Below are 14,422 nucleotides of genomic sequence, written 5' to 3'. Positions count from 1 at the left end.
GCTACTGGGAGAGCTGCGATGTCTGTAAATTTCACTTATGCCAAAATTAAACTTTTAACACCCACAGTTTTCCTGGTGTTGGGAGTTGGGGGAGTTTTGTCTTCGCAATTTCCTTTAGCTGCAAGTAGTGGAACAGCTGCTCCCAATAAACCTGTATCCGATATCTTAACTCTCAAAGAAGATTCTGGCTCGGTCAAGGCTGTAGCCATTAGCCCGGATGGCAATACCATTGCCAGTGCCAGTACAGACAACACTATCAAATTGTGGAATTTGAATACTGGGCAGAAACTCCGTACCCTAGTAGGTCACACCAATTGGGTAAATTCCATAGCTTTTAGCCCAGATGGTAATACTCTGGCTAGTGGAAGTATAGACAAAACTGTCAAATTGTGGAATCTATCTACAGGAGAGGAAATTCGTACTCTCAAAGGTCATTCACTTTCGGTTCAGTCTGTAGCCTTCAGCCCCGATGGCAATACTCTAGCTAGTGGTAGTTGGGATCAGACTATCAAACTGTGGGATTTGACCACTGGAGAAGTGATCCGCACCCTGGAAGGGGAGTGTGATATTATTAATTCCTTAGCTTTTAGCCCAGATGGCAACACGCTTGCTAGTAGCAATCATTTTGAAAAGAATATTAAAGTGTGGAATGTTTCTACCGGAACAGTCACACGCACCCTCAAAGGGCATACTGATATAGTTAATTCCGTAGCTATTAGTCCCGATGGTAAAACCTTAGCCAGTGGAAGCTGGGATGGCACAATCAAACTTTGGAATTTGAGTACAGGTCGGGAAAATAGTACTCTCAAGGGAGATACCAACAGAGTTTGGTCTGTAGCTTTCAGCCCTGATGGTAAATCCTTAGTCAGTGGCGGTTGGGATGGAACTGTCAGACTGTGGAATGTGTCCCAAAAACAGGAAATCCACAGTTTCACAGGTCATACCAATAAAATTTGGGCTGTGGCTTTTAACCCCAATGGCAAAACAATTGTCAGTGCTGGTAAGGACAGTACGATCAAGGTCTGGCCAGTGGAGCAGTGAAAGTGGATGGGGGGCTAGGAGCTAGGGGGACAAGAAAGACAAGGGAGACGAATGACAAATGACCATTGACCATTGACTAGTATAGAGTCAATCGATATCTACCGCGTTGTTGTGGATTAGCTGAAGTCACTACTACATAGTAAGTATCATCCCCAGGTAACCTGGCTCGGTCAATGAGAGCGCTGTACTTACCATCTTGAGCATTATCCGCAGCGATAATCTGACCTTGAGAATTTAGTAAGACTATGTAAGGAGAAAATTCTTCAAACACACTATCTGCACGAATACTAATCAGCTGATCCTTTTTGCCCTCAAACTTGGAAACATCGTAGGGGCTTTTATTTTGTTTTAAAGTCAGACTTTGGGCGGTTAGTTCGGCAGATTCGTCTAGGGCATAGCTGGCTCTGTCATTTCTGAGTGCTAGACTATAACGACCTGTATCGCCTGAGTTCTTACTAGTGACTGCAATCGTGTAAGTACCTTGAACAGGTAGCCTCACAAAGACAAATGCATCTTTAATCCCATTTGTTGTCTGTGTACTGCCTCGCTTGACAATCACGTTATTATCGGGGTCAAGCAGAAACATGTAAGGATTAAGGCTGAGGTTATTTGATTGGCGTGTATCTGTACTACCACCGAGTCTAATTTGAATTAGTTGATTTTCTCTACCTTCAAATTGGTAGAAGTGATAATACCTACCTTGAGATTTGAAATCTTTTTTGCTGAGAATACCAAAGGCAAAATCTACAAAGTTAATGGGTTTGTAATTCAAATTTGTAGTTGCAGGAACAGGTGACCCTTCACGAGTTGGCTGGTTACCTGTAGGTGGTTTAATTGTTGGTTGATAACCTCCTTGCGGTGGACGAATAGAACCATTATTGAGCGGTTGCGGCACTGGTATTGTTTGTACAGGTTGCGATCGCACTGGCGTTGGTGCTGGTGTGGTTTGTACTGGTTGCGATCGCACTGGCGTTGGTGCTGGTGTGGTTTGTACTGGTTGCGATCGCACTGGTGTTGGTGCTGGTGTGGGTTGTACTGGTTGCGATCGCACTGGCGTTGGTGCTGGTTGAGTATTTGTAGTTGTGGGCGGTACACGAGGAGGTAAAGGTGAATCAATAGGTTGGCTGGGTTGTGGCGCTACAGGCGTTTGAGATGTGGGAATTTGCTCAATTCCTTGCTCTACTGCTTCTGGTTGTCGTTCATCTGGTGTTTTGGCAATTATGAATTTTCCCAAAAATTGGGGGATTTCTAAAGCACTGATAGGTAGAGCATAACTACTTATCAAAACACTGCTACCCATCGCTATAATAAAAGCTAATTTAGCTCTAAAATGGGATTTTTTAGGGTTTTTTACTGGCATTATCTGACTCCTCTATAGTTTTTCTTAGGTGAACAAATTCGCAGAATAATTACTAATTAGTAATTCGTAATTAAAAAATAGTGGAACACTCAACCTCTACAAGTCGCCCCGTTCTGGTTGTTGTACTGTCCCTAACCTAATTACGAATTGTTAACTTATGTACATTAACAGTAAGATGCGATCGCTGCGCCAAAGCCTTAAGCTAACGCAGTTTTTTGACCCTGAATTATAAAAAGTAGATAGCTCATAGAGAAAGAACGCCATCAGCAGGAAGAATGCTGTAGGCGATCGCTCTCCAACGAATTTATTTTTAATTTTAAATTGTTGAGTTACCTATAGATTATTTTCCGAATGCAAAATAATTAGTCATGGCAACTTTATAGCAAAATTATGTGTCATGAATTAATATATACACAACCTGCATATGGATTCCCAGTATGCGCTGCTGCCTGAATCCCGATTGTCTCAATCCTCAAAATACTGACAATAAAAAAGTCTGCCAAAGTTGCAATACACCATTGATAGAACTTTTGCGGAGTCGTTATCGTGTCATTAAAGTGCTTTCTGATGAAGGTGGATTTGGTAGAACCTATCTAGCGGAAGATGCGGATAAACTCAATGAATGGTGTGTAGTTAAACAATTCGCACCAAAAGTCCAGGGAACTTCTGCATTAAAAAAGGCTGTAGAACTGTTTAAAGAAGAAGCTAAACAACTGCAAAAGTTAGGAGAACATCCACAAATTCCTACGCTTTTAGCTTACTTTGAACAAGACAATTATTTGTTTTTAGTACAGCAATATATCGAAGGGCAGAATTTACTCCAAGAATTACGCAAAGGCATAATATATGATGAAAATAAAATCATCCAACTTTTGTTAGATTTACTTCCTATCCTCAAATTTATCCACGAGCGCGGAGTCATTCATCGAGATATTAAACCACAAAATATTATTCGCCGTCAAAGTGATGGGCGATTAGTCTTGATTGATTTTGGTTCCTCGAAGCAGCTAACAGCAGCCGTACATACTCAAATCGGGACAACCATTGGCTCACATGGTTATACTCCTATGGAACAAATGCAGGATGGTAAAGCATATCCATCCAGTGATTTATTCAGTTTAGGTGCAACTTGCTTTCATTTATTGACAAAGATTCGTCCATCTCAACTGTTGATGCAAAAAGGCTATGATTGGGTTAACTCTTGGCAGCAATATTTACATCATGAGAATAGGCATAAAGTTCCCTTAGATGTAAATTTGGATCGGATTCTGAACAAGCTATTAACAACAGACATCGACAAGCGTTATCAATCTGCTGAAGAAGTCATCAAGGACTTGACAGGAGAGAGAGTACTAGCAGCATCTCTCCCAACTTTAATTTCAGGCACGACAATTACCCAGAAACCACATGTTAAAAATCTATTTTTGTTAGGTGCTGGTATTTTGCTGTTGCTATTAGGAGGAATTTGGTATTTACAATCTCGCCCGCAGCCAGTAATTAGATTATCTAACCCCAGTCAGCCTACAAACATTACAGAAAATTCCGATCAACCCAACACTCTTAAAGGACATTCCAGCGATGTGAATTCTGTTGCCTTCGCTGCTGATGGTATTACTCTAGCAAGTGGCAGTGATGACAATACAATCAAACTGTGGAATCTAGCAACCAAAAAAGAAATCCAGACTCTCAAAGGTCATTCTCAATGGATTTGGACTGTCGCTTTTAGTCCCGATGGTAAAACCTTGGCTAGTGGTAGTGCAGATAAAAATATTAAACTATGGAATATCTCTACTGGGGAAGAAATTCTTACCTTAAAAGGACATAAGGATGGAATTTCATCTGTTGCTTTTAGTCCTGACGGTAAAACCCTAGCTAGTAGTAGCTTAGACAAAACGATTAAACTGTGGAATCTCTCAACTGGACAAATAATTCGCAGCTTGGGGGGACATAATAAGGCGGTTTCTGCTATTGCTTTCAGTCCGGATGGACAGACTCTTGCTAGTGGGAGTTGGGATAAGAAAATTAAACTTTGGAATGTGGCGACAGGAAAAGAAATTCGTACTTTTATCGGACATTCTGAATTAATTCTTTCTGTTGCTTTTAGCCCCGATGGTGTAACTATTGCTAGTGGGAGTAAGGACAAAACAATCAAATTATGGAATCTGGTAACAGGCGAGACAATTCGGACATTAAAAGGTCATACTGACAAAGTGAATTCTGTTGCCTATTTACCCAAAGTAGCAGCTAGCAAAAAATTAAATAATCTGATTCTTGTTAGTGGCAGTAGTGACAATACAATCAAACTATGGGATACAACAACAGGAAAAGAAATCCGCACTTTAAAGCGAGATTCTGGTTACATTTATTCCGTAGCTACTAGCCCAGATGGTAAGACTATTGCTAGTGGTGGGAGCGCTGAGAATATTATCAAGATTTGGCATTTGTCTGATTAAAAATTGCTCTAATACCAATTCGACCAGATGATGCACTTAATATTAAGAAACTAACCGCCCTACCCTTCGGGAACGCTTTCAGCGAACGGGTTCAGCAGTTCCTCATGGGGGAAACCACGCCACTTGCTCCACTTGGGGAAACCCCAAGACCGCAGTGGCTCCCCAAGACCGGACTGCTTCACCAAGGACGCAAAGAACGCCTTCTCTACGAGACACTACGTGAACGCGGAGCGTCTCGTAGAGAAGGAAAACAGAGGTAATCAGAAGAGTGCAAGTTTATAGAGAATCGGCATAACGTACTTGTTATGCTGAATTAACATTCAGTCATAGGGAACGGTATCAACTCGTAAGGCAGGGGTTTACCCCAGGCCTACCATTTGGGATATTTTATCTTTTGGTATTCCCTTATTTGTTCGCTGAACCTGGCTCAGTAAGCTGACGGTGCTGCTCAGCATTGACGGTATCAGGCAAAATCTTACTCACAGTTCCCTGAATCTTCGTCTTCAGTGACCCAGCGATCGCATCATCCTTGTCAGCCATCAATGCTTCAAAATCTTGCTTGGCGACTAGAGCCGGATCATCTTTCTTGTTTGCACCTACCTTGGTGTCGTCCATACCTGCACGGTGGAAAAAGTTGGTATCGGTGGGACCTGGCATAAGTGCCGTAACGGTAATTCCTGTATCCTTTAATTCGTTGCGTAATCCTTCTGTGAAGGAATGTATAAATGCTTTAGAAGCTGCGTAGACCGCCTCAAATGGCCCAGGCATAATAGCAGCAGTGTAATTTCCTCAGGAGAAAGACAGCAAGAAATCCAGTGGCGTAAGGTGCAAGACGCGATCGCAATTATCTCAAAACAGTTCAGTTAAAGGGAATAGATTTAGCAAAATTTGCTGCGGATGCGATCGCGCAAGTAGGTAAACGGCCTACTGTTGTGTTGATTGAAGCTGATGTATGGCGTAATGAACGTGGCGAAGAAAATGGAGGTCAAGTTTGGTTTCAACTCAAAAATGAAAATCTCCTTGCAAAGCGGGATGTCTTGGATTTCCAACACGTTCCAGGTCATGCTTGTATATATAATCGTGACCATAGCCAACTCAGCAATTTACTGGGAATTATTCGCTTCCGCACTGGTGACGAGACAAACCAATACATTACTAATCGAAAAGCTTGGCATGAAAAATCCCCAGCGAGAGATCTAATTCGCTTAAGTGGCTTTTACGATAAATCTATACCTGAGTTGCTACATTACTTCTCTATTGGCAGATTACCAACAACACAAAAAGCACAAGATACGCCAACAGTACGCGAATTCTACATCCTCGACTCTCAAAATGAAGAATACAGTGCCAATATTGCATTCAAGCACCAGCAGATATTAGAAATCGTACCCTTTTTTGTTCATCCGGATTTTCAAAAAACCGCAGAAAGCCTCAAATCTCTTTGCCGAGTGCCACACTACTTAAGATACTCCCCAGCATGGTCTATGGGTAATATTCTCTTTCCATATCCGATGCACTTAGGTAAACAACTAATAGAGGATCACTTATGCATCCTTGGTGTAGAAGTCTAATTTTTCTTTAGAAAATTCACCAACCTATAGTAAAATGACTCACCATTGTTCTCAATACTTTTATTTCTATGACCAGGTTTGCCATATCAGTTAAACGATGGAGAGGGATGACACAATTTCTCTCTTTATTCTGTCTATGTTTATTGTTGGTTGTGAGTTGTACGCCTCGTTCACAGACAACTACCTCAACTAGTTCTGGGAATTCTGCTACAGGGGATGGACGGATAACTATCGGGACGACAGCCAAGCCAAGAACTCTAGATCCGGCTGATGCTTATGAGTTGGCATCGTTGGGTTTAGTATTTAATATGAGCGATCGCCTCTATACTTATGAGCCTGGTAGCACAGAAATTAAACCTCAACTGGCGACAGCATTACCCAAAGTCAGTCCAGATGGTTTAACTTATACCATCCCCTTACGTCAGGGAGTAGTTTTTCATGATGATACTCCTTTTAATGCGGAGGCGATGGTATTTACTATTAAACGCTTTATTGAAAATAAAGGTAAACCCTCATTTTTACTAGCAGATACTGTAGATTCAGTAAAAGCTACGGGTGAGTACGAGTTAACTATCAAGTTGAAAAAACCTTTTGCGGCGTTTCCCTCTTTACTGGCGTTTTCTGGGGTTTGTCCACTTTCGCCGAAAGCTTACGAACTGGGTGCGGGGAAATTTAAGCCAGAAACATTTGTGGGAACTGGCCCTTATAAATTAGCTCAATATGGTACTGATTCCCTGCGATTGGATGTGTTTGATAAATATTGGGGAGAAAAACCAGCAAATAAAGGTATTAACGTCCAAATTCAGACTAGTCCAGTGAACTTGTTTAACGCCTTCCGGACAGGCGCACTAGATGTAGCCTATCTTTCTTTGCAACCAGATCAAATCCGTAGCTTAGAAGAACGAGGAAAAAAAGGAGATTGGCAAGCGATTAGCGCTCAAGGTAGTGTAGTAAGTTATATGGTGTTGAACCGGAATCAGAAACCGTTGGATAAACCAGAGGTAAGACAAGCGATCGCTTCCCTAATTGACCGTCAACTATTAAATCAGCGAGTCTTGTTTAATCAAGCTGATGCACTCTACAGCATGATTCCGACCACATTTAATGTTTCCCAGCCCTTATTTAAAGATAAATATGGTGATGCTAACTTTGATAAGGCGAAACAACTATTAACTGGCGCTGGTTTTTCTAAAGAAAATCCGGCAAAAATTCAAGTTTGGTATCCTGCGAGTTCGCCTACTCGAAGTTTAGTAGCACAAACACTCAAATCACTGGTCGATCAAAAAATGGATGGGATCTTGCAATTGGAAATCAGCACTGTAGAAGGTGCTACCTTCTTTAAAGATATTGGTAAGGGTTTATATCCAGCCGCTTTACTTGATTGGTATCCCGACTTTTTAGATCCTGATAATTACGTGCAACCATTTTTAGCGTGTCAGAAAGGTTCTGTTGCCAAAGGATGTGAAGATGGTGGGAGTCAAAGTCAAGGTTCTTTTTATTACAATGAAGCCGTCAATAAGCTGATCGATCAACAACGCAAAGAACAAAATCCAGAAACACGTAAGCAGATATTTACCCAAATTCAAGAACAAGTAACAAATGATGTGCCTTATGTTCCCTTATGGCAAAATAAAGACTATGTTTTTGCTCAAAAAGGTGTCACCAACGTCCAACTTGACCCCACGCAAAATTTAGTTTATAAACCGATTAAAAAGTAGTTTTTGTCCTCTCTTGCAAAGTTCTGTTCGCCGGAAGCCGGCGCTCAGACTTTGCGCTTTGTCATTAGTCATTTGTCTTGTGTAAATGGCTAATGACTAATCACTAATGACCAATGACTAAATAAATATGTCTCGCTCCAAAGCTCTACAATATTACATTGTCTCGCGTTTACTTTTAGCACCACTTCAGCTATTAACAATTATCACCATTGTATTTCTCTTACTGAGAGCCACACCAGGAGATCCCGCCGATGCAATTCTCGGTGGACGTGCGCCAGAAAGTGCGAAAGCGGAACTACGGAAACAACTGGGTTTAGACTTACCTTTGTGGTTACAGTATTTAAATTATTTGGGAAACTTGCTGCGTTTTGATTTGGGAACTTCTTTAACCAGTCGGGGACAGCATATTGGAGACATCATTGGACAATATTTTCCGGCGACAGTAGAGTTAGCTGTGTGTAGTATGGCAGTTGCACTCATTGTCGGAATTGTAGTTGGGACGCTTTCAGCTTCTCGTCCTGGTACAGTTGTTGATGCTGGGGGGCGTTTATTTGGAATTATTACCTATGCACTCCCAATGTTTTGGGCGGGGATGATTCTCCAGTTAATTTTTTCAGTACAACTGGGTTGGTTTCCCAATTCCAACCGCTTCCCCCCAAATCTTCCTGCTCCGGCTCATATTACTGGGTTATATACCATTGATAGTTTACTAGCTGGTAACTTCAGCCAATTTTTAATATCATTGCACCATATCGCCCTTCCTAGCTTGACTCTAGGAATTTTGCTGAGTGGAATTTTTGAGCGGATTGTGCGCGTTAATTTAAAGCAAACTCTCCAAGCAGATTATATAGAAGCTGCTAGGGCTAGAGGTATTCCCGAAGGCAAGATTTTAGTTTCCCATGCTTTAAAAAATGCTCTAATTCCAGTAATTACAGTTTTGGGATTAACCTTTGCTTCGCTGTTGGGTGGGGCGATTTTAACTGAGGTAACATTTTCTTGGCCTGGGTTAGCTAATAGATTGTATCAAGCGATTTCCGATCGCGATTATCCCACTGTCCAAGGAGTACTGGTGTTTTTTGGTGCGATCGTCGTCAGCGCCAGTATTTTGATTGATATTTTAAATGCTTACGTCGATCCGCGAATTCGTTATTAAGACAGAGAATTTCGTGAAAATCAGTAAGTCCTCAGATCCCCGACTTCTGAAAGAAGTCGGGGATCTTGTTATTCACGAATGATTTACAATTGCTATAAATAATATTAGTTACAAGCGCTGTTACCAGTAAATTATTAGTGTAATCGCAACTTACTGTCTGATAATCAGAAAAAAGAAGTGCGATCGCCTATTTTGAGTGTTCTACTCTATTGTCTAGAAAAATAGTTGTTGTTTAGGCGAAAATCTCCACCCCCAAGGCGATGGAGATTTTTCATAAAATTTATCTGGGATAGTCAACTAATTGAATTGTGGAACCAGATAAAGATTTAAATTGATATCTTTTACCTGGTTGCAGCTGGCGAGGTGAAGTTGTTGGACTACAGCCACTTGCGCAAGTTGGATTAAACTCAATATTTAAATATTTATCAGTGTATTGTATTTTTTCTCCAGGGCGCAATGTATGTATATCACCATTCATTACATACACTATATCTCCAAATGTCTGATTAGCGATGAGTGTGGAAGTTTCCGAGTTATCTGGCTCAAGAATGGAGCGAAGAATTTTGTTGTTTGGACAAGTGTATTCAGTTTTTCTGCGGATATCAGCACACACATTGAGAGGAACCGCTGAGTTAGAACAGACAGTATTTTTAGTTACTGTAGAATCTCTACGTCTAACATCAATTTCTTTAGCAATCACAGATGTGAAGGAGCCGGAATCAATCACTTTGTTATTTTCTTTAATCTCGTATTCAAATTTATTTTCACCAGCTAGAACACTTAAGTAACTACCACGATGGTTTGTTCCAAAAGCCATTTGGGTGCTTTCAGAAGACCTTCCTTTATCGTATTCTCTATCTGTGTATGGATAGGGATTGCTTTCTAAACCTCTAGTGACATTTTTAACAACTACACGTCTTTTAGGAGCCGGAGGAGTTTTACTAGAAGTAAACCAAGCTTTCTTAGAACCTGAGTCTGTACCTGGACATTCACCCTCATACTCAATTTCTTTAATAGAAGCTTTGTTTAGTTCTGGAATTTCTGCAAATTCCCACCCCACTACTACAGGAGATTCTGTTTGTCCGGATAATTGTGCTTGTGAAGATGTTAAAAAAATTGTGACAACTAAAGTGCAGCTAAAAGCTATCAGCAATAAAAATCTAGTCATTTGTGGGATATGATGGCGTAGTTTGTTCCAGAATCGATTGATTTTCAACATAGGAGAATGTGACTTTAATTTAATAATTTAGGTTCTAGTATTGATGCACCTGTAAAAGTTTGTAATTTTTGGATTAGTATGCCACTAAATAGATATTACGCAGTATGTAGTGAAAATTTGAGAAGTCTCGTCTGTATACCTCATCAGACGAAAAACTAAAAAAAGTATTTCTAGTTCCTAAGTAGTTTCTCTAAATTATTAATACACCAGCTACTCTGCACTTTCCAGAAATAATTGGCGCTTGAAATAAATATTTTTCATGTGCTGTTTCACTGTATTGACGCTCATGTAAAGCTTGGAGGCTATTTGTTTGTAGCTATAATTAGTTTGGCGAAGATACCAAATCTCGGTTTCTCTGCATCTGCGTTTACAGTATTTTTCATAGTACTCATACCGAGATTTTCATGAGCTATTTTTTATTTAAAAAAATAAAATTTCTCAAGTCAAAAATGTTTAAATCATTGGCGTTAGATTGAAAATAATATAATATACTACAATATTTTATAAATAAGTATTTCTGCTTATCAACTATAGAAATCTCAGTATTATAGTGTCATGAAATTTGAATTTTCTGGTGTGACAAAACTTCTGAGAACTGTAGATTTGCCAAGAGCGATCGCACAATCTAATAACAGAGAAGATCGCTAACCATCTGACTCAGCCTCGATCGGTAGTACGAGCGCAGACATTCACAACCTTACTCAGTGCGAGTCATAACCACACAGCTAGTTTTACGAAGTCTTTTGAGTCTTCACAATAGCTGGGAAATTCACAACTATTGATTCTCCGATGGGGAATCAAGTAAGCTAGCTGCAAATGCGATCGCCTCTTTTGGTGTGGAGATTTTTCCTTCGGCCTGCGCTATAGCAATTTCTGTGAGAATTTTGCCAATTAATGGCGATGGAGAGAGATTTAATGCTATAATAATCTCCTTCCCACTCACAATTTGAGCGGGATGAGCGACCAGATCATCAGGGTTCAGGTAGCGGCCGATTAAAGGTGCGTAGACGCAGAGCGACTTGTCGCCAGACATCGCCTCTACCAGATTATCACAAGCTAAGGCCAACGCTACAGCAGTACTAAATACAGTGCCTGCTTCCTGAAAGAAAAAATACTGTTCTTTCAAAGTCATATTTGCTAATTTTAGCCTGGGCAACAGTCTTATGGCTGTGGTGACAGCTTGAATTTCAGCACGGCTGTAGGTTAGTTGGATTAGCTCTATTTCCGCAGCTTCGGGATCGGGGTGGACAAGACAAGCAAGTTTGGCGATACCTAAGCGAGTGGTTTTGATGGTATCGCGGATGTAATCTTGCAGTTCCACTCCTAGAGGCTGCCAATTTTTAGCGATGAAAGCAGCTGCTGTATCAACAGCTGCGATTTTTAGAAAGCTTTCACCTGTGGCGTTTTTAAAGAAAGGTGCAAGTACACCATCATCCCAAGCAGTGGCGATCGCCGCAGTACCTTGAGGTATAGCCAATAAATAGCCGATTTCTACCCTAACTCGTTCTGCTGCTACTGTAGTAATATATGCGGACAAAGAACGAATTGTTTGCTGGGTAGTGGGTTCGATAGTAAAACCCAGTTGGGCTGATTGACGATAGCCGCGCAGTAACCGTAAAGGATCGTCTTCTAAGTTAGCTGGTGAGATCATGCGTAAAACGCACTTTTCTAAATCAGCCAAGCCTTGAAGAGGATCGATAATTTCTTGGGTATGAGGATTGTAAGCGATCGCATTAACTGTAAAATCCCGCCTGTGTAAATCAGTTTCTAAACTCTCTCCCTCCTGTTGGGCAATATCAACTGTAGCGTTGGGGAAGACTACACGCGCAATTTGGCGTTGCGGATCGAGTAAAACAAAACCCGCTTGATAATGTTGAGCGATCGCTCGTGCTACCTTAACTGCATCTGTGGGAATAACAAAATCTAAATCTAAATACTCGCGACTTCTACCCAATAGGGCATCCCTGACCGCACCACCTACCATGTATGCTGGTTGCGGCAATAATGCTAGGTCAAAAGGCCAATTTTCCGGAGCTAAGGTAGAAGAAAATATATTTTGCATTGTCACAAAAATCAACCCAGCAACTAGTGAATATCAGTTTGGCTTAAGCTAGATTAACAATAAAGGTTCCTGGAGTTGGTTCTATTATGTGTATTTGCGTGAATTGCCACTATGTAGACCGCTGTTTAACCTATCATGCTGTAGAAACGCAGCACCAACAGCCCCACTTGACTGAAACACCCACTTTTGACCCTAATGAACCTTCCATCAATGTTAACATCCGCACCAAAGGGGAGATCATTGAAATGGAATGGGATGTAGTCGGTTGTCTCAGCTTTAAACAAGAAACTGGTAAGTGGGCGAAGTTGCGTCCCGGCGAATTAGTCCCAACCTGACGAACAAAGGATGAAGGATGAAGGATAAAAGATGTCAACATGGAGCATCTTGCCACAAGCGAGGATGAATTGATAATTGTTACAATCCAGATTGACCCATCCTTTTATAGGTAAGGTAATTTCAGTACGGGCGGGTTCACAAATATCCTCATTGAGCAACGACGATCTGGGTAAACCCGCCCCTACTACTTCATACTTGAGTTGACTTTTAAATACGCTTTTTTCTAAAGTTAGAAAACTTATATATATGTAAATTAATTTTGACTACTGAACTAGAACATCTCGCAGTCACAAAATACGGTTTGGCACTGCACACTACAACTCCTGAATTAGGGTTGGTAATTAATAATTTTGCAGGTGACTCTCGCTCTCAAGTATGGAATTTAGGGCGTGATTTATCCAGCCTGATACATCAATACTTAATTGAATTTATCCAACCACAAACTTGGTCAGATTTGGCATTTTTAGCAGTAGCCAAAGGGCCTGGTGGCTTTACAGGAACGCGGATTGGGGTTGTTCTGGCGCGGACTTTAGGACAACAGTTAGAGATTCCTGTATTCCCGGTTTCTACTTTAGCCGCAGTCGCTTGGACAGAAATCAGCAAAAATCAAACAGCCGATGCGATCGCAATCCAAATGGCGGCTCAAAGAGGTCAAGTTTTTGGTGCGATTTATCAACTTCAGCCTGATGCTTTAGGACTAACAGCTTTATTACCAGACACAGTATTTACACCAGAACTATGGCAGGAAACTTTAGCAAATTGGCAGACAACTTATCAATTAATTGAAGCCAAATCCGGATTAGCTGCGACGGTAACCAGTATTTTGTCACTAGCTCATCTAGATTGGCAACAAGGTAAGCGTCCTCATTGGGCTGAGGCTTTACCGTACTATGGTCAGCATCCGGTAGAGGTGTAAGGGAGTGTGGGAAGTGTGGGGAGTGTGGGGAGTGTGGGGAACAACTGACAACTGACTATTGACTATTGACTATTGACCAATGCCCCATGCCCAATGCCCAATGCCCCATGCCCAATGCCTAATCCCTATTTTTCTGTAGCATATTTAACAATTACCAAACAATTTCTCCCATCTGAACCACGTTCGTAGACAACACGATCGGTCAAGCGTCTGAGTAAAAACCAGCCATACCCTCCTACTTGGAGAGTACCTGGTTTTGGTTCGGCGATCGCATCAGGATTAAAAGGTTGTCCATAATCCCAAATTCTCATTTCCAGTTTGTCAATCCACAGACAAACCTCAATCTCGATCATTGTTTCCGGCGGTAAAGCAGAGTGAGCATGACGAACTGCGTTTGTAAAGCCTTCTGCTAATGCTAAGTTGAGTTTATAGAGTTGGTTTTCTAACCAACCTATTTGAGACAAATTTTGCCGACAAAATTTCTCAAACCATTGTTGCACCTGGTTTAGGAGCTTTAATTCGCTCTTCACCGTCAGATGGTCTCGCTGCACGATGCTAAGCATTGACCTTGACTTGAATATTAGTAAGTGATG

13 protein-coding genes are annotated in these 14,422 nt (G+C 41.2%); 7 read left to right on the top strand and 6 right to left on the bottom strand.

Going from position 1 to position 14,422, the window contains the following annotated elements:
• Nucleotides 1-18 precede the first annotated feature (18 nt).
• On the top strand, nt 19-1,041 hold the full coding sequence (locus AACU32_RS19730) for a WD40 repeat domain-containing protein (protein WP_096608082.1): 1,023 nt from the start codon (nt 19-21) through the stop codon (nt 1,039-1,041).
• A 76-nt stretch (nt 1,042-1,117) separates the two neighbouring features.
• Here AACU32_RS19730 and AACU32_RS19725 read toward each other — a convergent pair whose 3' ends face one another.
• The gene (locus AACU32_RS19725) at nt 1,118-2,401 is read right to left on the bottom strand and encodes a PPC domain-containing protein (protein ID WP_096602519.1); all 1,284 of its coding nucleotides are present in this window, start codon (nt 2,399-2,401) and stop codon (nt 1,118-1,120) included.
• A gap of 437 nt (nt 2,402-2,838) precedes the next feature.
• Between AACU32_RS19725 and AACU32_RS19720 the strand changes: the two genes are divergently transcribed.
• Nucleotides 2,839-4,854, top strand: coding sequence for a serine/threonine-protein kinase (locus tag AACU32_RS19720; RefSeq protein WP_096602517.1), 2,016 nt, complete (start codon nt 2,839-2,841; stop codon nt 4,852-4,854).
• Between the two features lie 405 nt (nt 4,855-5,259).
• On the opposite strand, the gene AACU32_RS19715 is transcribed toward AACU32_RS19720, so the two are convergent.
• Nucleotides 5,260-5,625 (bottom strand): SDR family NAD(P)-dependent oxidoreductase, encoded by a 366-nt coding sequence (locus AACU32_RS19715; protein WP_339378695.1) that lies wholly within the window; start codon nt 5,623-5,625, stop codon nt 5,260-5,262.
• 101 nt (nt 5,626-5,726) lie between these two features.
• Between AACU32_RS19715 and AACU32_RS19710 the strand changes: the two genes are divergently transcribed.
• The 3 genes from AACU32_RS19710 to AACU32_RS19700 all read left to right on the top strand — a co-directional run bounded on the left by AACU32_RS19710 (nt 5,727) and on the right by AACU32_RS19700 (nt 9,296).
• Nucleotides 5,727-6,425, top strand: coding sequence for an RNaseH domain-containing protein (locus tag AACU32_RS19710; RefSeq protein ID WP_096602515.1), 699 nt, complete (start codon nt 5,727-5,729; stop codon nt 6,423-6,425).
• Nucleotides 6,426-6,493: 68 nt separating this feature from the next.
• A complete protein-coding gene (locus AACU32_RS19705; RefSeq protein ID WP_096602513.1) occupies nt 6,494-8,143 on the top strand; it encodes an ABC transporter substrate-binding protein in 1,650 nt (549 codons plus the stop codon).
• Between the two features lie 127 nt (nt 8,144-8,270).
• The gene (locus AACU32_RS19700; RefSeq protein WP_096602511.1) at nt 8,271-9,296 is read left to right on the top strand and encodes an ABC transporter permease; all 1,026 of its coding nucleotides are present in this window, start codon (nt 8,271-8,273) and stop codon (nt 9,294-9,296) included.
• Nucleotides 9,297-9,576: 280 nt separating this feature from the next.
• Here AACU32_RS19700 and AACU32_RS19695 read toward each other — a convergent pair whose 3' ends face one another.
• From AACU32_RS19695 to AACU32_RS19685, 3 genes are all read right to left on the bottom strand, one after another.
• Entirely contained in the window at nt 9,577-10,515 is a 939-nt protein-coding gene (locus AACU32_RS19695; protein WP_096602509.1) for a hypothetical protein, read from the bottom strand.
• Between the two features lie 210 nt (nt 10,516-10,725).
• Entirely contained in the window at nt 10,726-10,860 is a 135-nt protein-coding gene (locus tag AACU32_RS19690) for a helix-turn-helix transcriptional regulator (protein WP_339378694.1), read from the bottom strand.
• 430 nt (nt 10,861-11,290) lie between these two features.
• Entirely contained in the window at nt 11,291-12,577 is a 1,287-nt protein-coding gene (locus AACU32_RS19685) for a CCA tRNA nucleotidyltransferase (protein ID WP_339378693.1), read from the bottom strand.
• An 86-nt stretch (nt 12,578-12,663) separates the two neighbouring features.
• Between AACU32_RS19685 and AACU32_RS19680 the strand changes: the two genes are divergently transcribed.
• The gene (locus AACU32_RS19680; protein ID WP_096602505.1) at nt 12,664-12,912 is read left to right on the top strand and encodes a Ycf34 family protein; all 249 of its coding nucleotides are present in this window, start codon (nt 12,664-12,666) and stop codon (nt 12,910-12,912) included.
• Nucleotides 12,913-13,172: 260 nt separating this feature from the next.
• Nucleotides 13,173-13,829, top strand: a complete 657-nt coding sequence (tsaB, locus tag AACU32_RS19675; protein ID WP_096602503.1) for a tRNA (adenosine(37)-N6)-threonylcarbamoyltransferase complex dimerization subunit type 1 TsaB — start codon at nt 13,173-13,175, stop codon at nt 13,827-13,829.
• Between the two features lie 125 nt (nt 13,830-13,954).
• Here tsaB and AACU32_RS19670 read toward each other — a convergent pair whose 3' ends face one another.
• A complete protein-coding gene (locus AACU32_RS19670; protein WP_096602501.1) occupies nt 13,955-14,392 on the bottom strand; it encodes an ATP-binding protein in 438 nt (145 codons plus the stop codon).
• Nucleotides 14,393-14,422 lie beyond the last annotated feature (30 nt).

It is taken from the genome of Calothrix sp. NIES-2100, from assembly GCF_963875285.1.
GTDB lineage: Bacteria > Cyanobacteriota > Cyanobacteriia > Cyanobacteriales > Nostocaceae > Aulosira.
Note: the sequence above shows the minus strand (reverse complement) of the source record. Positions and strands in the feature narration are given on the sequence as shown.